A 20609-nucleotide genomic window follows, 5' to 3' on the forward strand; every position below is an offset into this window, starting at 1 on the left:
GGCTGGCGTGCTTAAACGCGCTCGATGACCGCAGCGACGCCCTGTCCCAGGCCAATGCACAGGCTGACCAGCGCGTAACGCGTGCCCGTGCGCTCCAGCTGACGCAGCGCAGTCAGGGTCAGACGCGCGCCTGATGCACCCAGAGGATGGCCCACAGCGATGGCGCCGCCGTTGGGATTTAGACGTGGATCGTTGAAGTCCAGTCCCAGCATCTTCGCGCAACCCAGTACCTGGGAGGCGAAAGCTTCGTTAATTTCGATCACGTCGATGTCGTCCAGGGTCAGACCGGCACGCGCCAGAGCCTTTTTGCAGGCTTCAACGGGACCCACACCCATCAGGCGCGGTTCGACGCCTGCCACTGCACCGCTGAGAATCCGCGCCCGTGGCTTCAGGTTGTATTTCTTACCTACCGATTCGTTACCGATCAGCAAGGCAGCGGCACCGTCGTTGATCCCTGATGCGTTCCCTGCGGTCACAACGCCGCCGTCGAACAGCGGTCGCAGTTTGCCCAGTACTTCCATATCGCTCTGTGGGCGAGGATGTTCGTCCTGATCGACTATTTTAGCCGGCTTCTTGCGGCCCTGGGACACTTCGATGGGGTGAATCTCTTCCTGAAAGAAGCCCTCAGCACGTGCTTTTTCATATAAAGCCTGACTGCGTGCAGCATAGGTATCAGCCTGTTCGCGGCTTATATCCAGTTTCTCTGCTACGTTATCAGCGGTCTCTGGCATGGTATCGCAGCCGTAATCCTTCTCCACCCTGGGGTTGGGGAAGCGCGCACCGATAGTGCTGTCGAAGGCACGAAATTCTCGTGAATAAGGGCTTTCGCTCTTGGCAATCACAAACGGCGCACGGCTCATGCTCTCGGCGCCACCGGCAATGATCAGATCTCCTTCGCCGGCGCGGATCATCCGGTGGGCGTCCAGCACAGCGGCCAGGCCTGAGCCACACAGGCGGTTTACCGTGAGGCCTGGTACCTGCGGTGGCAGGCCCGCCAGCAGCCCGGCGTGGCGAGCTAGGTTGCGAGCGTCTTCGCCCGCTTGGTTGGTGCAACCCATGACCACATCTTCATAATCGTGTTGATCGAAAGGGTTACGTGCAATTAGTGCGCGCATCACTTCGGCGAGCAGGTCATCGGGACGCACACTGGCCAAGGCGCCGGCATGGCGGCCAAAGGGGGAACGCAAACCATCATAAATATAGGCAGTCATGGGCAGTTACTCCTGGAAGTCGGGGGTGGTCAGTGGCAGATCAAGTTGCACGCGGCGGCGCAGCCAAGGGCTGGGACGGTAACGCGGCTCACCGTAAGCTGCCTGCATGTTGGTCAGGATGGTCAAAATCCGATTTTTATCATAATACTCGCCGAAAGCCAGTGGGCCTTTCGGGTAACCCAGGGCCAATTGCAGCGCACGGTCGAGCGTGTCGGGCTTGGCGATGCCTTTCTGGGCAATCTCACTGCCCAGGTTCACCACACTGGCGATCAGCCGCTGAATAACAAAGCCGGGTGAGTCGTTGATGACTTCCACCGGCACCCCGTCGGCAGAGAGCGCCTGGCGTGCCTGGGCTACCAGCGAAGGATCGGTGGCCGGCTGGCGCATCAGGGTGCGGCGCTTGTCCCAGTCGGCGAGGCAATCCAGGGCCAGAGTGCGGGCGGCTGGCAGCTGCAGGTGGGTGAGGGCGGTGGTGCAGTCGTCGCCCAGCGGGGTAATCAGACAGATTGCCTTGACAGAGGGCGCTGGGCCTTGCTCGAGGGTAACGCCACCTGCCGTGAGGACGGCGGCCACATTGGCGCGCAGTGTCGGATCCTCGCTATGCAGCCAAAACGGCCGCTCGACAATAACGGTCTCGATTACGGGTTCTTGAGGCTCGATTTTCTGGCCATCCTGATACCGATAGAAACCCTGGCCCGTCTTACGCCCGAGCAGGCCGGCGGCGACGCGCTGGGCGGCAATGAAGGAGGGTGTGTAACGGGGGTCGTGATAAAACTGTTCGTAAACCGATTCCATTACCGCGTGGGACACATCCAGACCGGTAAGGTCGAACAACTCGAAAGGACCCATCCGAAAGCCTGGCCCGTCGCGCAGTATTCGGTCTATTTGTGCCGGTGTGGCAACGCCTTCGCTGAGTATGCGCAGGGCTTCAGTGCCGAACGCGCGTCCTGCGTGATTGACCAGAAAGCCGGGGGTGTCGGGGGTGATCGCCGCAAAGTGACCAGCCTGTTCGGCCAGGTTGACCAGATTCTGCACAACGTTGTCGTCAGTGCGCTCGCCGCGCACCACTTCGACAATCTTCATCAAGGGCACAGGATTGAAGAAATGGAAGCCTGCCACCCGCTGGGGATGCGCGCAGGTACTCGCGATTCGAGTGACAGAGAGCGAAGAGGTGTTGGTCGCCAGGACGCAATCCTCGCGCACCAGTGCCTCAAGTTGGCCAAACAGCTTCTGTTTTACGTCGACCAGCTCGACGATGGCTTCAATGACCAGATCACAATCCTTCAACGCCTTCAGATCGTTCGCAGGTTGCATGCGCTGCATGATCGCATCGAACTCGTCTTCGCTTATTTTACCCTTGGCAACGGCGCGCTGCAGCAGGTTGCGATTGAAACTGATTGCATCCTCGATGGCTTCAGTTCGGGTATCGTGGATCAGCACTTGCTGACCACTGCTGGCAAACAGTTGGGCGATGCCTCGACCCATGGCGCCTGCGCCGATCACACCAATTCGGTTGAACATGCAATGCTTCCTCAGTTATTATCGTTTCGCTGTGCGAAACGGTATTTCGTTCATGACCGTGTGAGATTAAATCCTGCGCCTGACGAGTGCAAGTTCGTCAGCGGCCCCGGTGTGGCATACTTCGCATCCCATCCACTAAGACTGCGAACTGCATCAGTGTAGTGAATATAAGGTGACCTAGCCGTGAACCCCGACCATCGTCAGGCAGTGGCACAATCTGTAACCGGTTTCTTTCAGGATCTGGGCTGTGAATTGCTCGAGTATTCCGAAGGTCGTGCGGTTGTTGGATTGACCCTGACCGAAAAGCACTTGAATAACGCCAGCAATCTGCATGGCGGCGTCACCGCCAGCCTTTTGGATATTGCCATGGGCCTGTGCGGCACCTGGGCGTCCAGCGCAGAAGAGCGCCGCGTGGCGATTACGTTATCGATGAATGTGAACTTTTCCGCTACCGCCGCTCTGGGCGCCCGTGTACGTGCAGTAGCTACCTGCCGCAGCGCGGGACACAAGGTGTTCATGGCCGCCTGCGACCTGCTTGATGACAATGACAGTTTGCTGGGCTTTGGCGAAGGCGTATTCAAAAAAGGCGCTTACCGCAAGGATTTGCCGTGAGTTTTAGAGCCTGCCTTAAATGATGGCTGCGCTCCTGCCGCTGGGAGTTGCCCTCGAGCTGTCCGCGCTGTTGACGCAGTTGCCTTGGCTCAGTTGGCTGGCAGCGTTGGCATTTATATCGTATTTTGCGCTTAATTTTCACTGGCTCAATCCGTATCCGCGTTGGCTAGGGATTGTGACGCTAGGCGTGTTGTTACTGGCTGTTTTCAATCCACGGACAGACGCGTCAATGTGGCCAAAGCTGGCCAGTTCGGCTGCGTACTACACTAGCTTTCTAGGTGCTCTCGGTCTAATGCAGTTGCTGGCCAAGCGGTTGCCGCAGCTCAGCGAGCTGCACAAGGCGCTTTTGTCAGGCTCCAAGATAGTGTTGTATCCCCGATATGTTTTGACGGCGGGCAGTATTGGCTCGATCCTTAATTTCGGCATGATGAATCTGCTCTGTGACACCCTTGTGACGCACCTCAGGCGCTATCCCTTGACCGATCTGCAGCGCCGCGAAGGACTGCGCAGCGTGATGGTAACGACCCTGCGGGGTTTTGCGTTGGTGCCCTTGCTGGCGCCAACAAGTGTCACCATAGCGATTATTTCCCGTGAAATGCCAGAGTTGTCCTGGAGCAGCATGGTGCCTTACGGCGCTGTTGCGGCAGTCATGATGATTCTGGTCGGCTGGCGCCGTGAAACGCGCGGTCTGCTGGCGTTACGCGACAACATCGGTGATACCACCCGAGCCGAGGGCATGTGGGGTTTGCTGGGCGGAAGTTTGCTGGGTCTCATACTGATCGGCCTGCTTGCCTGGCAAACCGTACTCAGTGCGCCCCAGTCAGCGATGCTGCTGGTCCCCGTCGGCGTTACGCTGTACCTGTTGTGGCGTGATCGCTCACCCATAAAAGCGCTGGGTGAAGTTGCCGACAATATGTCGAGTATGCACAACGAGATGTTCATCTTTGGCTGTGCTGCTTTGCTGGGTGGCGCGCTGGGGGCGATTGCTCCCCTTGAGGAGATTGCCGGCTGGCTGGCGGCTGAGCCTAAATATAATCTGCTGCTGGCAGTGTTCAGCCTGTTCAGCACGATTACGCTCGCGGTGCTCGGTGTGGCGCCGATCGTTTCACTTTCACTCATCGCAGGACTTCTGTCACAACTTGCGCTACTCGGGGTGCCGATCATGACGCCGGCAGTTGGCCTGATGTGCGGTTTTTCGCTGGCCATGATTTGTTCGCCGTTCGGACCTTCGACGTTGATACTGGCGCGTTACAGCGGCGAGACGCCTTTTCGTGTGGCCTTCGGTTGGAACGGACGCTTTGTTGCCAGTGTGATGCCGCTACTGTTGTTGCTGCTCTTCGGCACTTACTGGTGGCACAGCTGAGCCAAGATTGAATCGAGGTCTGCGCCGACCAGGTGATGGTAGATAAACTGATAGGTTAACTTAGCATGCCCGAACTACCCGAAGTGGAAACGACCCGTCGAGGTATCGCGCCGCACCTGGAAGGGCGCACCGTTACCCAGCTGATTGTTCGTGAGCGGCGGTTGCGATGGCCGATCCCGGAGGATCTGGCGATCCAGATCGAAGGTCAGACATTTACGCAGATCCGCAGGCGGGCAAAATACCTACTGATGGACATCGGAGGCGGCAGCCTGATAAGTCATTTGGGCATGTCGGGTAATCTGCGGCTGGTTTCCGTGGGCACGCCAGCGCTCAAGCACGAACATGTGGATATCGAGCTGGATTCGGGTATGGCATTGCGCTATACGGATCCGAGGCGGTTCGGCTCGATGCTGTGGATCAAGACCGGGGAGGTGCACCCACTTTTATCGCGTCTTGGTCCGGAGCCTTTGTCTGAGCTGTTCGACGGCGAGCGCTTGTATCAATGCGCCCGGGGCAAGACCAGTGCCGTCAAGCCGCTCATCATGGATAACGCAGTGGTTGTAGGCGTTGGCAACATCTACGCCAGCGAGGCCTTGTTTGCCGCGGGTATTGACCCGCGACGGGAAGCCGGTCGGATCAGTCGTGCTCGTTATCAACGGTTGGCCACGGAGATCCAGCGGATACTTGCGCATGCAATCGAGCGCGGCGGTACCACCCTGCGGGACTTCACCGGTGGCGACGGTCAGCCGGGCTATTTTCAACAGGAACTCTTTGTCTACGGACGTGGCGGCGAGTTGTGCAAGTTGTGTGGCGGCACCTTGTCGGAATGTCGACTTGGGCAACGTAGCTCGGTTTTTTGTCGCCGTTGTCAGAGCTGAGAGGCGCCTGATCCGGCGCTTACAACGGGTGTATTGTGCTAAAGGTAAGGTTCTGGCTTACTGTTGGAGAGCTCGCGGGCAGTGCGTTGGCCGATTTTGCCGTCGCCACGTTCCGAAACGCCGGGAATATGCCTACAATAACGAGTGAAGGCTGTCCCGGACGGACAGCTCAACAAGACTAAAGGCCTGTCGGGCCACAACCAGGGACTTTCACTATGCGCCTGTTACGTCACACCACAGCCTTGATGGCCGGTTTGCTGCTCAGCGGCAGTGTACTTGCCGCCGATCCGACCTCCACCGGATATAATGAATACACTGACGAGCCGGGTTACTACGCCATGGTCGGCGACCTTATTATCGCCCGGCCTTTGCTGGCCGGTGTTACCGCAATCGGCGCCGCGGCCTTTGTCGTTAGCCTGCCGTTTACTCTGTTAGCGGGTAATACCGCTGAAGCCGGGCAAGAGCTGGTCGTTCGACCGGGCCGTGCGACATTCGTCCGCTGTCTGGGCTGCACCAAAGATGGTTACGGCCGCAAGCAGAGCGACGAGCGCCGCTGATTTCAAGTGGCCGTGGGGCAATGATCCGCGGCAGCAGCCCGCAGCCTTTTCAAGAGTAGTTGGCTGATGCGCAACATTTTCAAACCTCTCTGGGTGCCAGTGCTTTTGCTGGCACTAATATTTTTGTTCGTCTGGAAATCGGACCTGGCTACACTCGCGGCCGGTATCGCGCTTTTCATGCTTGGCATGTTTCACCTGCAGGATGGTTTCCGCGCCTTCACCGGTGGAGCTCTCGAGCGCTGGCTCAAGCGCAGTACCAACAGAATGTGGAAAAGCCTGCTATTTGGTGTGGTCAGTACCGCGGTGGTGCAGTCGAGCTCACTGGTCACGCTGCTCACCATTGCGTTTCTGAGTGCCGGCATGATCAATCTGATCGCTGGTATCGGTATTGTCTTTGGCGCCAACCTGGGTACCACCACTGGTGCCTGGTTGATCGCTTTGGTCGGCTTGAAGGTGGATCTGTCCGTGGCAGCAATGCCTTTGCTGGTCTTCGGCGTGTTACTGGGGCGCCGCGTCGAGAGTTTCTGGAAAGGGCTAGGCCAGCTTTTGCTGGGTATGGGCTTGCTGTTTCTGGGTATCGATTTGATGAAAGCTGGCTTTAGTGGTTTTGAGGGCGTACTGACGCTGGACAGTTTGCCTGCAGCGGGCTGGGCGAGTGTACTGATTTATGCTTTTATTGGTTTGCTGGCGACCGTGCTGATGCAGTCAAGTCATGCGGCGCTGATGCTCACTCTGGCGGCTTTGGCCAGTGGTCAGCTGCTATACGGTAATGCGCTGGCCATGGCGGTGGGTGCAAATCTGGGCACCACGGTGACCGCCATTATGGGTGCGATGGGCAGTAACAACGCCGGACGTCGGCTGGCCGCCGCACATATTCTTTTTAACCTGGTGACAGCCCTTGTGGCGTTGGTGATTTTGCCCAGCCTGGTCAGGTCTGTCGATTGGGCTGCGGCATTACTGGGTATCGCGGCGGACGCCCTGACCCTGAAACTGGCTCTGTTTCATACCTTGTTCAATCTGCTCGGGCTGGCAATCATGTTGCCGTGCATTCCGTTGATGTTGAAATACCTGATGCGCTGGCTGCCGGACATGCCTTCGGCGCGAGCCCCGGAGGCCGAGCCGCTGAGTCTGAGTGAACAACCGCGGATGCGGGCGTTATTTCTGAACGAAACGGCCCTGCTGCACGCCGATACTGCGTTGAAAGTGCTGGACCAGGAAGTTCGCAACCTCGCCGTACTGGCCAGACAGGTCGTTGCTGCGGCGGTTTATCTGTCGCCAGGCGATCTGCCGGACATCTCTCACCAGGCGCTCCATCGACTGGTGTTACGCAAAGTGCCGCTGGAGCAGCGCGAAGATGCTGAAGCCCTTTACGAGCGCCACGTAAAAGGGGTGTATGCCGACATCATCGACTTCTGTAGTCGTCTTGATCGGTCGCTCACGCCTGAGCAGCAACAGCGGCTTCTGGATGATAACGCAGCAGCCCGTGAGCTGATCGAGGCAGTGAAAGCGGCTAACCATTTGCAGCTCAATCTTCGCAAGCATGTAGACAGTCCGCAGCCGGCGATACACGAAGCCTACGATCTGTTACGCGAGCAATGTGGCCTGGCAGTGGTAGAGCTGAGCCGACTGCTCGACATGCGCGGCGACCGTGAGGCTCAGACAGAATTGTTCGAGCGATACGAAGAAGAGGAAAGGCTCTTTGCTGACCATTACCAGCAACAGGTGCAGGGCCGCCTGCGCAATCGTGAACTGGACGGGTGGCAGGCCACATCGCTGCTCAATGATTTGCACTACGTTCTGCGTACTCGGCGGCATTTGTACCGCGCTCACATCATATTGGCCGAGGAACCGCTGATCCCGATCGAGGCGGTATTGAATGAACGAATAGAACCGTCGCTTACTCTGCCATAGGCATCGTTACCGAAGGCACCGTTGCGGACGCCCCCGGCACAGGCTCGACAGCTTCCACTCGGGCCTGACCCACACCGCGCGGATCACTGGCGGCATCCAATCTGTTGGTGGTCTTGTCCCATTGCACCGCATGCATGTCGCCATAATCACGTCCCACCCACTTGATGCTATGCCCTAGCGCTTCCAGTTCGGCCTGCTGGACTGCACCAAAGGTACCGTCCTCGACCTGAATGTGGTCTGGCAAATACTGATGGTGGAAGCGCGGCCGGCTGACCCATTCGGTGGGCGGCTTGCCAGCTACGGCTTCCAACGCGCCAAGCAATACCATGGTGATGATTCGGCTGCCGCCCGGTGTGCCGAGAACAGCCAGTTGTTGGTCACTTTCCAGCATGGTCGGCGTCATGCTAGACAGCGGTCGTTTGCCCGGCGCAATCGCATTGGCGACACTGCCAGTTAAATTGTAGGCGTTTTCCCCGGTTGGATCAGCGGCGAAGTCATCCATCTCGTTGTTCAGCAGTACACCGGTGCCCGGCACAGTAAAAGCGGCGCCGAAAGGCAGATTGATGCTCAAGGTCGCTGATACCGCATTGCCGTTTCGATCAATCAGGGAAAAATGCGTCGTGTTATTGCCTTCGCTGAAGGGCGCGGGTGGGCCCAGTTCGGCACTCTTGGTGGCGCGCGTGGCAGTAATCCCAGAGGCCATGGTGTGTGCATGCTTGGCGGAGAGGAGACGAGCAACCGGGACTGCAACAAAATCGCTGTCGCCAAGCTGCAATCGATCGTAATAAGCCCTGCGCATCAGTTCGACCAATTGATGAATGCGGGAGGTAGAGTCGGGTGCAGCCGCAGGGAGTGTCTCCAGGCCTTGAAGAATACCAGCCAATGCGATGCCGCCAGCAGAGGGCAGGGGCGCAGTGATAATGTCATGACCAAAGCTGGTGAAACGCACGGGCTGACGCGCAATAACCCGATAGGCATCGAGATCGGCCTGCTGCCATACGCCTTTGGAACCCTGCACCGCCGCTAACAGCTTGTCCGCAACAGGGCCCTGGTAAAAGCCGGCGCGGCCCTTTTCCGCCAGTTGACGAAGTGTTTCGGCCAGTTCCGGCTGGCGAATGATGCTGCCCTCTGCGGGTAATTCACCCTCACGCAAAAATAGCCGTGATGTTTCAGCATTGGCGCGCATAGTGTCCAGCCGGTAGCTACCCAGTGCGCGATAGCGGCTGGTGACAGCAAATCCCTGTTCGGCAGCGTCTATTGCCGGTTGCAGGCTTTCGCGCAACGGCAACGCGCCGTACTGCACGCTGAGCATTACCAGTGCAGCCGGCAGGCCGGGTATGCCTGCAGCGCGCGGGCCGTTAATCGCCGGATCGCGTTGCACCTGGCCCTCCCGGTCCCGGTAGAAGTCCTTATCGGCTTTCATCGGAGCTGTTTCCCGTGCGTCGAGAAATAGGTACCGCGGTGCGGGCCTAACATTCTCGCGTATCAGGAAAAAACCACCTCCGCCCAGCCCCGAGCTATAAGGCTCGACTACGCCCAGTGTGGCGGCGACAGCGACGGCGGCATCAAATGCATTGCCGCCCTGGTTGAGGATCCGGTGTCCCGCCGCGGTAGCCATTGGATGGGCGCTGGCAACGGCTTGTTGATTGAGGGATGCCTGTGCGGGCAGGCTACCAGCCAGGAACAGCCACAGGACCAGAAATCTGGTCGTCGGGCCGCACGGTTTGCGTATGTCAGATTTCATTGGATCGTTGGCCTGTGAGGATGGGATATATCTCGGTAGCGCTACCGAAATGAACTCCGTGTAACGGCCCCCGTGGCCTACTCGTGATACCGCTTGATCAGCGCAGCATTGACCGTCGGGTGAACGAACTTGGTAACGTCCCCACTGAGGGCGGCAATCTCGCGAACCAGCGAGGATGAGATGTAGGAATACTGCTCAGAGGGTGTCAGAAAGAGGCTTTCGACGTCGGGAGCCAGTACTCGATTCATATTAGCCAGCTGGAACTCGTATTCAAAGTCCGATACTGCGCGCAGACCGCGCAGCAATACGTTGGCGTTCACTTTCTTGACAAAATGCGCGAGCAACTCGGAAAAGCCGATGACTTCGACATTGGGGATATGCGCGAGCACTTCGCGCGCCATGGCCACCCGCTCTTCAAGCGTAAACGCCGGGTTCTTCTTGGTGCTGGCAGCGACTGCAACGATGACCTTGTCGAATAGGCGCGCTGCCCGCTCTACCAGGTCGGTGTGGCCTTTGGTGATGGGGTCGAAAGTGCCGGGATAAAGAACCGTATTCATTGCGACTGATCCTGCAGCAGTGGGGTTGATGCGCAGATGGTAGCCCAATGCCGTACTCAGGGCCAACCGACGCGCACCTGTCCCGTTAGACCTGGCTTTGCATCCGGGTAGCCAGGCTACTGGCCAAGCGCGAAATCAGGCCGTAGATGGAGAGTTGAGGATTGGCGCCAATGCTGGTTGGAAACAGCGATCCATCGAACACCGAGAGATTTTCTATCTGATGATGGCGGCCCATGCTGTCGGTTACCGCCTGCCCAGGGTCTTCCCCCATGGCGCACCCTCCCATGACATGAGCACTGGCCAGGCGCACATCGTAGATTGCATAGCGTAATGCTGAGACCTGCTGTTGATAGTCTGCCCAGCTGTGACTCAACTGGCCCTGACTGTGCACAGGTCTGACAGCCTTGGCGCCGGCAGCAAACTGAATTTCGCCCATCGCCAGCCAAGCGCGGCGCGCGCCATCCCAGATATAGTCATCCAGGGGGTAGTCAAGCACCGGGTTGCCATCTTCGCGCAAGGTGACCGAGCCGCCCTGACTGCGCTCGTCAAAGCCGTCGCGCATGAGGGCGATCAGAATGTTGCTCTGAGCCAGCGTTTGCATGCGTTCGAAGTTCGTCTGGCCGTGACCGCCGAGCAGCGCCGATGTGATGCTGGGTTGCATCGGCGGCACTTCGAGCTTGAAGCCAATCGGTCCTGTCGTGCCGTTTTCCCATTGAAACTGATCGGAATAGATCGACTGCGGCGCGCCATAAAACCCGTTGATGTCAGAATTGTACTGGGCCAGGCTGAAGTTAACTGGATGCAAGTAGGTACGTTTGCCCAGTCTCTGATGCGGATCGGGTGCGCCGGAGCGCATGAGCAGTGCGGGGCTGTTGATGGCGCCGCCAGCCAATATCACGTGTCGACCGCGCAACGTGAAGCGCTGACCGTTGGCCATATTCAGATTCGCATTCATCCCCCGACACTGCACGCCAGTTATCCTGTCGCCTTCCAGGATCAGCTTTTCCGCGCGGGCAGTGTGGATGAGGGTAGCGCCTTTATCCAGTGCGGCCGGGATCGTGGTCACCAGCATCGATTGCTTGGCATTGGTTGGACAGCCGGTGCCGCAATAGCCGAGATTCCAGCAGCCGCGGACATTGCGTGGGATCACTTTCCAATGCCAGCCAAGGGTCTCACATCCGTCGCGGATGACATCGTTGTTGGCATTGGGCGGTACGGCCCAGGGAGCCACCCCGAGGCGTTCTTCCATACGGGCGAACCAGGGCGCCATGCTGGCCGAATCAAGGCCTTTGACGCCATGTACATTGGCCCAGTGGGCCAAAGTCGGATCGGGCGTGCGGAAGCTGCTGGTCCAGTTGACTGTCGTGGTGCCGCCGACTGTGCGGCCCTGCAAGATACCGATGCCGCCATCGGCGGTGGCGCGTGCAGCGCCCTCCTGATAAAGCTCGGCATAGGCCTTGGCTTCGTCGTTCTTGAAGTCACTCGAGGTTTTTAGAGAACCCTCTTCAATCAATAATACTTTTAGGCCGGCCTGGGCCAGGATTTCGGCACTGGTACCACCGCCGGCACCGCTACCGATGATGACGACGTCGGCTTCAAAAGTACGCTCGGTATCAAAGTCGCTGGCATCCAGGACATCCCAGCCACGGTCAATACCTTGCAGAAAAAGATCAGGAACGGGCATGAAGATTCACCTACGGAGTTAGATAATGGGCGGACCGGGATAGCCAGCGGCGGCCCAGGAAGCAGGGGTGGCGTACCACGCCATCAGCAACAGTTGACTGAGCGCGCTATGGCCCTGGCGCAGCATATCCAATCGACTGCCCTGCCAGCGCTGCAGAAAGTGTTGTACATCAGTAGCCGATGCGGCGTCCCAGCTGCCCCAAATGCCGGTTAGCGGGCCACGGGTCAGCGGCATCGAAAGCAGCCCGAACAGGTCCTGAAGTTGTGTCTGCACGGCGGTCGAGGCCCATGACAAGGTTGTATCGAGCTGTCGTATTGCCGTCCCAAGTGTCGCCTCGTTCAGCGCTGGATGGGGTCCGACCAGTTCGCGCATGATTGCCGCTACTACCGGCAGATCGGTGTCACGCAGCACGACAAAACCGTTCCCGGGCTGGGCACTGCTGCAGCCGGAAAGGGTGGCGGTCAGGCCCACGGTGGCGAGCGTCGCGCTGGCACCCAGGCTGAGTTTCAGCAGGTCCCGTCGGTTGATCCGCGGGGAAGTAAACGAAGACATCATTAGCTCCTGACTTTCAACGGATAAACAGCTTGTAAACCAGCTTTAATATGGTACCGCCGTAGGGTGGATAAATCGGCCGCGCACCATTAAAGCGCTGTTTGATATACACGCCTTTGGCCTTACTGAAGGTCAGAAAGCCTTCGTGTCCGTGATAATGGCCCATGCCCGACGGACCAATACCCCCAAAGGGCATGTCGTCCTGTGCTACGTGCAAAATGGTGTCATTGATGCACATGCCGCCGGCATGGGTCTGGTTCATCAGGCGCTCCTGTTCGGCTTTGTCGTAGCCGAAATAATAGAGCGCCAGGGGGCGCGGACGGTCGGCGATATAGGCCATAGCCTCTTCAATACGGTCGTAGGGAACGATGGGCATCAATGGCCCGAAGATCTCTTCCTGCATAATCTTCATGTCGTCGGTGACATCCAGCAGCAATGTGGGTGGCAAGACCCGAGTATCGCTGAAGGTTTCGTCGGCCGGGTTCAGTTCGATTACGCGTGCACCCTTTTCGCGAGCATCCTGCAGATACCCCTGAATACGTTGGTACTGGCGTGGATTAACTACCTGTGTGTAATCAGCATTGTCGCGCAGGGTCGGATAGAGTCGGGAAAACTGAATGCGCAGAGCGTCTACCAGGCCGTCCACACGATCACGCGGGCAGAGCACGTAGTCTGGTGCGACACAGGTCTGGCCAGCATTGACGCCCTTGCCAAATGCGATGCGTTCAGCTGCGTCGGCCAGAGGTACATCCTTAGAGACTATTGCCGGTGACTTGCCGCCCAGTTCGAGGGTCACGGGTGTGAGATTCTCCGCCGCGGCGCGCATCACATGCTTGCCCACACCGGTGCTGCCGGTGAACAGCAGGTGATCGAAGGCCAGCTTGGAAAATGCCATGCCTACTTCCGCCTCGCCGGTGATCACGGCTACCTGGTCCTCGTCAAAAATGTCGCCGAGCATCTGTGCAAATATTCGGGCAGTTTCCGGGGTAGACTCGCTCATCTTAATCATCACCCGGTTGCCGGCGGCCAGCGCACCGGTCAAGGGTCCCATCGCCAGATACAAGGGGTAGTTCCACGGCACAATGACGCCGACTACGCCTAGCGGTTGGTAAATAACTTTTGCTTTGCCGGGCTGGAAGGCCATGCCCACGTGCCGTGAGGAGGGCTTCATCCAGCGTCGCAGGCGTTTGCTGACGTACTTGATGCCTTCGATCGCGGGCAATATTTCTGCTAGACGGGTTTCGTCCGCAGACCGTCTGCCGAAATCGGTGCTGATGGCCTGGATCAACGGCTCCTGGTAGCGCAACAGGGCTGTCTTTAGCGATTTAAGCGCGTCGATACGGCTACCGGCATCGGGCATTGGATGCGTACCAAAGGCAACACGTTGCTGGTCGAACAGCTGTTGCATGCGTGAAATCGACTTTTGCTGATCCTGCATATAGGCAATATCGGCTACCATGAGACGCTCCGGCAGAACCCATCAGGGTGCTGTTTTTATTAGATGAAGCGTATATTTAGAGCAATTGCTCTAAGCTGTCAATGCAGCTGCTCCGGTGGCGAGCGCACACACGCCATCCCGACGATTGGAAAAAGGCATGAAAACCCGCGACCGCATACTCAAGACAAGCCTTCAGCTGTTCAACGAGCTGGGTGAGCGCTCGGTTACGACCAACCATATTGCGGTGCATATGGGGATGTCGCCGGGTAATCTGTACTACCATTTCCGTAACAAGCAGCAAATTATTGCCGAGCTTTTCACCGGTTATGAACAACAGGTCAATGCTTACTTGAGCGTGCCGGAGGGTCGGCCGCTGGAAATTACAGATAAGGCGCATTATCTGGAATCAATCTTCAGAGGACTCTGGGAATATCGATTTTTGCATCGGGATCTGGAACACCTGCTCAATAGTGACCCAGATCTAGCACAGCGTTACCGGCTGTTTTCGCAGCGTTGTGTGCAGAGTGGGCAGGCGATCTACCAGGGGTTGGTGGACGCCGATATTCTGTGTCGACAACGCACCGAGCCCCAGGCAATGGCGATCAACAGCTGGCTGCTGATGACAGGTTGGGTAGGTTATCTGTATACCACCATGCTTGATGCCGAGCAGCCACAGTTGACTCCGGAACTGCTGCGCCGAGGAGTTTACCAGGTGCTGGCGCAGGAGCGCGGATTGCTGACCGAAACATCCCGCGAAGCGGTAGAGGCGATGCTCGATGATTATTATGTGCCGCTCTGATCCGCGAATTGGGCTGCGAACCATTCTGGTAGACGTCGTTCGAGATAGAAGCGGGGTCTGCCCGGTGAACCCTCAACGAAGCCTACATGGCCGCCGCCCGCGTGCAGTTCAAAATGGGTGCAGGGCGACAGTTCGGCCTGCTCGGGCAGGCTATGTGGATAGACGAACGGATCGTTGAGCGCCTGAATAATTAGAGTAGGTACCGCAATAGTGCCAAGAAAGAAGCGACTGCTGCAGCGTCGGTAGTAGTCTTCGGCGCTGGCATAGCCGTGCAAGGGTGCGGTGACCCGCGCATCAAAATCCCAGAACGAATCCATGCCTTCCAGTGAGCCAAGCGCCGCCAGGCTGGCATACTCGACGTCCCAACCCTGATGGGCGAACAGCCGTCGCTTGTTGGCAACATACGCCAGCATGTCGCGCAGGAAACGTGTTTGATACACCCGTGAAAATCCCACCTGCAGCCGGTCAGCGCACTGGTCGAGCCGAAAGGGTACAGACACGGCCACCGCTGCCTGCAGCAGCGAGTCGGAGGCACGTTCGCCCAGGTACTTGAGCAGCACGTTACCCCCCAGTGAATAGCCTGCGGCAGCCAGCGGACGCCCTGCGGCGACCGTATGCACATGCGTGACCACCTCGGCGAGATCGTCGCTGGCGCCTGAGTGGTAACCGCGGGGCACATGATTCGGTTCCCCGGAGCAGCCGCGCCAATTCACCGCCACGCTCTGCCAGCCTCTGTCAGCCAAGGCCTTTTGCTGGCCGAGAATGTACAGTGAGCTGGAGCTGCCGGTCAGGCCATGCAGCAAAATTACACATGGCTGGCTGGATTCTGCGGGACCATACCAGTCGAGGTCGATAAAATCACCGTCCTTGAGGATCAGTCGCTCCCGTCGTCGTTGCAACGCGGGTGCAGATCGACATAAAGGACCATACAGGGTGGGTAGGTGCCCGCCAGGTAGCCATTTGGCCGGGCGGAATAGCCTCATGCGTTGCGTTGCCAGAGGCAATACCAGACCTGCCCGGCCCGTTTTTCTCGATGCAGCGACCAATTCGCCGGGGATGCCAGCTCGCTGGGTCGGCACTCGCTTTCGGTGTAGATCAGCGCATCCGCACTCAGCCAGCCATTATTCTCCAATGCAGCGCAGGCCGGTGCGAGCAGGTCCTGGCGAAAAGGTGGATCGAGGAAGGCAAGATCGAAGGGCGCGGCGGGCGCTGTAGCCAGCAATGTCAGGGCATCCTGCTGGCGTACCTCGGCCCGATCGCAACCCAGGGTCTGTAGATGGCCGCGCAGGGTATTGACCACTTCCCGGCTAGTGTCGCAGGCCAGAGTCCAGGCGGCACCGCGGGAAAGGGCTTCAAGCGTCAAGGCACCGCTGCCGGCGAACGGATCAACACAGCGAGCACCTTCAACATGGCCGCTGAGCCAGTTGAACAGGGTTTCGCGAACCCGGTCGGGCGTTGGCCGTAGGCCTGGTTGTTCGCTGAAGCCAAAGCGCCGACTGCGCCAGGTGCCGGCGATGATGCGCAGTTGGCTCTGTTGGCCCGCAACCGGCTTCACGCTTCAGGCTCCGGCGCTTGAGGTACGGGTGCGTCTGCGGGTGCAATCACGCCCTCTGCTTGCTCAGGGGCCAACGCTGGGCCAATGGTAACGATGACCAGCTGGTCGGGCTTTATATGTCGCTGAAAAGCAGCCTGCACATCGGCAACGCTGAGCTTTTCCACCTGATCGAGAAACAGCTGCATCTGGTTCAGCGGTAAGTTGTAGAAGCCGATGGCGCCCAATTGGCCAACGATAGCGCCGTTACTTGCCGTAGACAGAGGGAACTCGCCCATGATCTGCCGCTTGCTGCGCACCAGCTCTGTTTCAGTGGGTCCGTCGCGCACGAATTCGGTCAAGGTCGAATCAATTACTTCCAGCGCCAGAGCGACTTGATCACTACGGGTCTGCATGCTGATCTGGAACGGACCAGATGCCTGCATCGGAATCACTGAGCTGTTTACCGAATAGGATAATCCGCGCTGCTCACGTATCTGCTCCATCAATCGGGAGCCAAAGCCCGATCCACCTAAGATCTGATTGCCGACGTACAGGGCAGCGTAGTCAGGATCATGCCGGCTTATACCGAGCTGACCTATGAGTATGTGAGTTTGCTGGGAGTCGAACAGCAGATGTTCACGCTTGGGTTGGAGGGGTGCCGGCTCGACCACAGAGGCGACAGCAGGGCCCGGGGGAAGTGCGCGGGAGAGTCGGCTGGCGATCCGCTCGGCCTCTTGCCGGTCCACGTTGCCGACCAATGCAATCACCGCATTGCCTGCAGTGTAGTACTCGCGATGGAAGGCCTTGAGCGCGGCGGGTGTAAGCAGGGCGAGACTCTCCGGTTGCCCTGAAGGCAGACTGCCGTAGGGATGGTCAGGATAAAGCGCGGTCCAGAAGGCCTCGCTACCCAAGGCCGATGGGCTTTGCAGACGCATTTGCAGGCTGGCCAGCAACTGGTTGCGCAAGCGCTCGAATGACTCTTCAGGAAAGGTCGGCTGGCTGACCACGCGCGTAAACAGATCCAGGGCGGGCTGTAACTTGTCACTGGCAGTCAGGGTACGCAAGTTCGTCAATGCCATGTCCCGGTGGGAACTATTGCTGTATTGCGCGCCAAGCTTTTCAAAGCCGGCGGCAATCGCGCCGGCATCCATGCCCTTGATTCCCTCGTTGAGCATGCCATTGGTCACCAGTGCCACACCAGGCTGATCACCGTCACGGCTGGCTCCGCCGGCAAACATCAGCTGCAGATCAAGCATTGGCAGCTCGGGGGCCTGCATGAAATATACCCGTGAACCTTCATCCGTAGTCCAGTGTTGCAGATCCAGGCTGCGGCGCGCTGGCGCTTTCTCCAGATCTACCCGTTGCAGCGATTCGAGCGCTGGCAGCTGATCGGTCTGCACCACAGATTCGATAGTCTCCTTGGCCGCCGTCTCGGCTTGCGTGGTATCCATCTCTGGCACTGTTGCCTGCGCCGGTTCGTCCTTCACGCCGATCGACTTGCTCAACAGCAGGCCAAGGACGATCACCAGGAAGATGCCCGCGATCACCCAGCGCGCTATAGGTATGGTTCTGGCTGCCATCAGTTGGCTCCTTCAATGGCTGTGTTTGGTGCGGATTCGGGCGTTGGCACAATCTGTCCGCGAGTCAAGCGCTGGGGCACTAGATAACGACGGGCAACAGCACTGACCTGTTCCGGCGTGACAGCTTCAAGCGCAGCGGCGTCCTGATCGAGCAGTGTCCAGGACAGCCCCACGCTCTCAAATTGACCAATCTGATTGGCCTGATGGGTGATGCTGTCGCGGGCGTAAACATCTTCGGCAACCAGCTGGGTCTTTATCCGTGTCAGTTCGGCGGAGTCGGGCGGCGCGTTCTTGAGCAGATCGATCTGCTCCCACAGTGCTGCTTCAAGCTCGGCGAGTGTGACATCGCGTGACTGGTTGGGCAGACCGCTAAGAGTGAACAAGGTATCGCCACGGCTGAAGGCGCTATAGCTGGCAGATGCTGAAGTAGCTACGCCGCTGCCCCGTTCCAGACGGCTGGGCAGACGCGAGCTGTATCCGGCATTCAGTACACCTTCAAGCAACCTCAGGGCGTGTACTTCCCAAGCTTCAGTGGCAGTGCTCAAACTGGGCACATTGAAGCTCAAGATCAGGCTTGGCAGTTGCACATCCACTTCGATGGTGACGTTGCGCTCGGCCCCGCCAGGCAGTTCCAGGGGTGCCTTCTGCGGCGGCAATTCGCCGGCCGGAATCGGCCCGAAATAGCTGTCGACCATGGGTCTTACTTCTTCCAGAGATACATCGCCAACGATCACTAGAATCGCATTGCCCGGCTGGTACCAGGTGCGATACCAGGCACGCAGATCGTCAATGGTCAGCCGCTCGATATCATGCATCCAACCGATCACAGGCTGGCCATAAGAACTTGCCATATGCGCCTGGGTGAGGAAGCGTTCGTAGGCCAGACTGTTGGGGTTATCGTCCACGCGCAGCCGGCGCTCCTCCTTGATGACTTCGATCTCGCGGAGAAATTCATCTTCGGGCAGTCGCGCACTGTGCATGCGTTCGGCTTCCATCTCCAGGGCTATGGCCAGCTGTTCGCGGCTGAGCACCTGATAGTAGGCAGTATAATCACGGCTGGTGAAGGCGTTTTCCTGTGCGCCGAGGCTGCCCAGCAGCTTGGAAGCCTCACCTGGACCGAGATTTTCGCTGCCCTTGAACATCATATGTTCCAGCGCATGGGAAATGCCGGTCTGCCCGGGCGGCTCGTTACTGCTGCCAACGCGGTACCATAACTGTGACACCACCACTGGGGCACGATGGTCTTCACGAACTATTACCTTCAAGCCATTGTCCAGATGAAACTCATGGGTGGCCTGGCTTGGCTCCTGAGCCATGGCGGGAAGGCCCACCAAGGCCAGGAGTAGAGCAGAAAAAGCGGTTTTCAGCCGTAGCATGCAAGCATCCTGTAGGAAAATACCGCCTGTGGCGGAAGTGGGGTAGGATAACCTAACCTTCAATGCGGCGGTCAAACACCCGCTGCCCGATTCTAGATAGTGACAGTCAATGTTCGGTTCCAGAGACAAGCCAGAAAAGCCCGCGATACCCCAGGATCAGCAAGACAAGAACAAGCCAGAGAAAAAGGGGCTGTTCGGCTGGGGCAAGCGCAAGAATGAAGACCCCGAAACTGACACAGTTAACCTGCCACCGGCAACCGCGCAGGACAGTGACCAGGCGGCGCGCGAGGCTGCGCAGTCCTTGTTCTCTGGCCTGGGCCAGGCTGAAGCGCTCCCGCAGTCCGCCCCGCGGGAGCTCGAGGCGCCAGCTGGCGGCTTCCTTGCGCGGATGAAAGTGGGTCTGTCGAAGACCAGCGTCAATCTGGGCGAGGGCATGGCCAACATGTTCCTTGGCGAGAAAGATATCGACGACGAGCTCCTCGAAGAGCTGGAAACCCGACTGCTGATGGCCGATGTCGGTATCGAGGCTGCCACACTGATTATGGAGTCGCTGCAGCAACGCGTGCAGCGTCGGCAGCTGTCCAATCGCAAAGCGCTATATCGGGCGTTGCAGGATGAGTTGGAAACCCTGCTCAGCGACGTGGCCAAGCCCATGGTGATTCCTGCCGAGAAAAAGCCCTTCGTGATACTGGTCGTGGGCGTAAACGGTGTGGGCAAGACCACTACCATCGGTAAGCTTGCCAAGCGCCTCCAAAACGAAGGTCGCAGCGTGATGCTGGCGGCCGGAGATACGTTTCGTGCTGCCGCGGTAGAACAGTTGCAAGTCTGGGGCGAGCGTAACCATATTCAGGTGGTGGCACAGCACACCGGGGCTGACTCGGCTTCGGTCGTGTTTGATGCGCTGCAGGCGGCAAAGTCCCGCGGTGTAGACGTGTTGATCGCCGATACAGCCGGGCGGCTGCACAACAAAGACAATCTGATGGACGAGCTGAAGAAGGTCAAGCGGGTGATGGCCAAGCTCGATTCGGATGCCCCCCACGAGATTCTGTTGGTACTTGATGCGGGAACGGGTCAAAACGCTATTTCCCAGACCAAGTTGTTTGACCAGGCGGTCGGCCTGAACGGGCTGGTGCTGACCAAGCTGGACGGCACGGCCAAGGGCGGGGTGATTTTCGCGCTGGCCAAACAGTTCAAGTTACCCATTCGTTTTATCGGTGTCGGTGAACAGATCGATGATTTACGACCCTTCACTGCGCCCGAGTTCGTCAAGGCGCTGTTTGGGCGAGAGTAGA

The 20609-nt window shown here is 58.5% G+C and carries 18 protein-coding genes; 7 read left to right on the top strand and 11 right to left on the bottom strand.

Going from position 1 to position 20609, the window contains the following annotated elements:
• Nucleotides 1-11 precede the first annotated feature (11 nt).
• Complete coding sequence (locus ACJAXR_RS11870; protein ID WP_415058486.1) at nucleotides 12-1211, bottom strand: 3-oxoadipyl-CoA thiolase; 1200 nt, start codon at nucleotides 1209-1211, stop codon at nucleotides 12-14.
• Between the two features lie 6 nt (nucleotides 1212-1217).
• The gene (locus ACJAXR_RS11875) at nucleotides 1218-2732 is read right to left on the bottom strand and encodes a 3-hydroxyacyl-CoA dehydrogenase (protein ID WP_415058487.1); all 1515 of its coding nucleotides are present in this window, start codon (nucleotides 2730-2732) and stop codon (nucleotides 1218-1220) included.
• Between the two features lie 183 nt (nucleotides 2733-2915).
• On the opposite strand from ACJAXR_RS11875, the gene ACJAXR_RS11880 reads away from it, so the two are divergent.
• From ACJAXR_RS11880 to ACJAXR_RS11900, 5 genes are all read left to right on the top strand, one after another.
• Nucleotides 2916-3344: a PaaI family thioesterase gene (locus ACJAXR_RS11880; protein WP_415058488.1), complete on the top strand. Its 429-nt coding sequence runs from the start codon at nucleotides 2916-2918 to the stop codon at nucleotides 3342-3344.
• 19 nt (nucleotides 3345-3363) lie between these two features.
• Nucleotides 3364-4707, top strand: coding sequence for a hypothetical protein (locus ACJAXR_RS11885; RefSeq protein WP_415058489.1), 1344 nt, complete (start codon nucleotides 3364-3366; stop codon nucleotides 4705-4707).
• 65 nt (nucleotides 4708-4772) lie between these two features.
• Entirely contained in the window at nucleotides 4773-5585 is an 813-nt protein-coding gene (gene mutM, locus ACJAXR_RS11890) for a bifunctional DNA-formamidopyrimidine glycosylase/DNA-(apurinic or apyrimidinic site) lyase (RefSeq protein ID WP_415058490.1), read from the top strand.
• A gap of 215 nt (nucleotides 5586-5800) precedes the next feature.
• A complete protein-coding gene (locus ACJAXR_RS11895) occupies nucleotides 5801-6142 on the top strand; it encodes a multidrug transporter (RefSeq protein ID WP_415058491.1) in 342 nt (113 codons plus the stop codon).
• Between the two features lie 66 nt (nucleotides 6143-6208).
• Nucleotides 6209-8053 carry a Na/Pi cotransporter family protein gene (locus ACJAXR_RS11900; RefSeq protein ID WP_415058492.1) on the top strand — a complete coding sequence of 615 codons (1845 nt, stop codon included), beginning with the start codon at nucleotides 6209-6211 and terminating at the stop codon, nucleotides 8051-8053.
• Here the strand turns inward: ACJAXR_RS11900 and ggt are convergent.
• From ggt to ACJAXR_RS11925, 5 genes are all read right to left on the bottom strand, one after another.
• Nucleotides 8040-9797 (bottom strand): gamma-glutamyltransferase, encoded by a 1758-nt coding sequence (ggt, locus tag ACJAXR_RS11905; RefSeq protein ID WP_415058493.1) that lies wholly within the window; start codon nucleotides 9795-9797, stop codon nucleotides 8040-8042. The two genes, ACJAXR_RS11900 and ggt, sit on opposite strands and share 14 nt — an antisense overlap.
• A gap of 77 nt (nucleotides 9798-9874) precedes the next feature.
• Entirely contained in the window at nucleotides 9875-10354 is a 480-nt protein-coding gene (gene coaD, locus ACJAXR_RS11910) for a pantetheine-phosphate adenylyltransferase (protein ID WP_415058494.1), read from the bottom strand.
• Between the two features lie 85 nt (nucleotides 10355-10439).
• The gene (locus ACJAXR_RS11915) at nucleotides 10440-12038 is read right to left on the bottom strand and encodes a GMC family oxidoreductase N-terminal domain-containing protein (protein ID WP_415058495.1); all 1599 of its coding nucleotides are present in this window, start codon (nucleotides 12036-12038) and stop codon (nucleotides 10440-10442) included.
• Between the two features lie 18 nt (nucleotides 12039-12056).
• Nucleotides 12057-12590: a twin-arginine translocation pathway signal protein gene (locus tag ACJAXR_RS11920; RefSeq protein ID WP_415058496.1), complete on the bottom strand. Its 534-nt coding sequence runs from the start codon at nucleotides 12588-12590 to the stop codon at nucleotides 12057-12059.
• 16 nt (nucleotides 12591-12606) lie between these two features.
• On the bottom strand, nucleotides 12607-14049 hold the full coding sequence (locus ACJAXR_RS11925) for a coniferyl aldehyde dehydrogenase (protein WP_415058497.1): 1443 nt from the start codon (nucleotides 14047-14049) through the stop codon (nucleotides 12607-12609).
• A gap of 124 nt (nucleotides 14050-14173) precedes the next feature.
• Between ACJAXR_RS11925 and ACJAXR_RS11930 the strand changes: the two genes are divergently transcribed.
• Entirely contained in the window at nucleotides 14174-14827 is a 654-nt protein-coding gene (locus ACJAXR_RS11930) for a TetR/AcrR family transcriptional regulator (RefSeq protein ID WP_415058603.1), read from the top strand.
• Here ACJAXR_RS11930 and ACJAXR_RS11935 read toward each other — a convergent pair.
• From ACJAXR_RS11935 to ACJAXR_RS11950, 4 genes are read right to left on the bottom strand one after another with little or no spacing between them, the layout of a single operon-like run.
• Nucleotides 14812-15810 (bottom strand): hydrolase, encoded by a 999-nt coding sequence (locus ACJAXR_RS11935; protein WP_415058498.1) that lies wholly within the window; start codon nucleotides 15808-15810, stop codon nucleotides 14812-14814. The two genes, ACJAXR_RS11930 and ACJAXR_RS11935, sit on opposite strands and share 16 nt — an antisense overlap.
• Complete coding sequence (gene rsmD / locus ACJAXR_RS11940) at nucleotides 15807-16382, bottom strand: 16S rRNA (guanine(966)-N(2))-methyltransferase RsmD (RefSeq protein ID WP_415058499.1); 576 nt, start codon at nucleotides 16380-16382, stop codon at nucleotides 15807-15809. The genes ACJAXR_RS11935 and rsmD overlap by 4 nt, the downstream gene beginning before the upstream one ends.
• The gene (locus tag ACJAXR_RS11945) at nucleotides 16379-17941 is read right to left on the bottom strand and encodes a M16 family metallopeptidase (protein ID WP_415058500.1); all 1563 of its coding nucleotides are present in this window, start codon (nucleotides 17939-17941) and stop codon (nucleotides 16379-16381) included. Before ACJAXR_RS11945 ends, rsmD begins: the two co-directional genes overlap by 4 nt.
• Nucleotides 17941-19317 carry a M16 family metallopeptidase gene (locus ACJAXR_RS11950; RefSeq protein ID WP_415058501.1) on the bottom strand — a complete coding sequence of 459 codons (1377 nt, stop codon included), beginning with the start codon at nucleotides 19315-19317 and terminating at the stop codon, nucleotides 17941-17943. The genes ACJAXR_RS11945 and ACJAXR_RS11950 overlap by 1 nt, the downstream gene beginning before the upstream one ends.
• Nucleotides 19318-19426: 109 nt before the next feature.
• Between ACJAXR_RS11950 and ftsY the strand changes: the two genes are divergently transcribed.
• Nucleotides 19427-20608, top strand: a complete 1182-nt coding sequence (gene ftsY / locus ACJAXR_RS11955; protein ID WP_415058502.1) for a signal recognition particle-docking protein FtsY — start codon at nucleotides 19427-19429, stop codon at nucleotides 20606-20608.
• Nucleotide 20609 lies beyond the last annotated feature (1 nt).

It is taken from the genome of Halopseudomonas sp., from assembly GCF_047631575.1.
GTDB lineage: Bacteria > Pseudomonadota > Gammaproteobacteria > Pseudomonadales > Pseudomonadaceae > Halopseudomonas.

Bases quoted from the DNA above. Each gene is read 5' to 3' on its own strand.
- ACJAXR_RS11945 (WP_415058500.1), bottom strand. From the start codon at position 17,941: ATGGCAGCCAGAACCATACCTATAGCGCGCTGGGTGATCGCGGGCATC.
- ACJAXR_RS11870 (WP_415058486.1), bottom strand. From the start codon at position 1,211: ATGACTGCCTATATTTATGATGGTTTGCGTTCCCCCTTTGGCCGCCAT.
- ACJAXR_RS11925 (WP_415058497.1), bottom strand. From the start codon at position 14,049: ATGGTAGCCGATATTGCCTATATGCAGGATCAGCAAAAGTCGATTTCA.
- ACJAXR_RS11915 (WP_415058495.1), bottom strand. From the start codon at position 12,038: ATGCCCGTTCCTGATCTTTTTCTGCAAGGTATTGACCGTGGCTGGGAT.
- ggt (WP_415058493.1), bottom strand. From the start codon at position 9,797: ATGAAATCTGACATACGCAAACCGTGCGGCCCGACGACCAGATTTCTG.
- ACJAXR_RS11950 (WP_415058501.1), bottom strand. From the start codon at position 19,317: ATGCTACGGCTGAAAACCGCTTTTTCTGCTCTACTCCTGGCCTTGGTG.
- mutM (WP_415058490.1), top strand. From the start codon at position 4,773: ATGCCCGAACTACCCGAAGTGGAAACGACCCGTCGAGGTATCGCGCCG.
- ftsY (WP_415058502.1), top strand. From the start codon at position 19,427: ATGTTCGGTTCCAGAGACAAGCCAGAAAAGCCCGCGATACCCCAGGAT.
- ACJAXR_RS11895 (WP_415058491.1), top strand. From the start codon at position 5,801: ATGCGCCTGTTACGTCACACCACAGCCTTGATGGCCGGTTTGCTGCTC.
- coaD (WP_415058494.1), bottom strand. From the start codon at position 10,354: ATGAATACGGTTCTTTATCCCGGCACTTTCGACCCCATCACCAAAGGC.
- ACJAXR_RS11920 (WP_415058496.1), bottom strand. From the start codon at position 12,590: ATGTCTTCGTTTACTTCCCCGCGGATCAACCGACGGGACCTGCTGAAA.
- ACJAXR_RS11875 (WP_415058487.1), bottom strand. From the start codon at position 2,732: ATGTTCAACCGAATTGGTGTGATCGGCGCAGGCGCCATGGGTCGAGGC.
- ACJAXR_RS11900 (WP_415058492.1), top strand. From the start codon at position 6,209: ATGCGCAACATTTTCAAACCTCTCTGGGTGCCAGTGCTTTTGCTGGCA.
- ACJAXR_RS11935 (WP_415058498.1), bottom strand. From the start codon at position 15,810: ATGAGGCTATTCCGCCCGGCCAAATGGCTACCTGGCGGGCACCTACCC.
- ACJAXR_RS11885 (WP_415058489.1), top strand. From the start codon at position 3,364: ATGATGGCTGCGCTCCTGCCGCTGGGAGTTGCCCTCGAGCTGTCCGCG.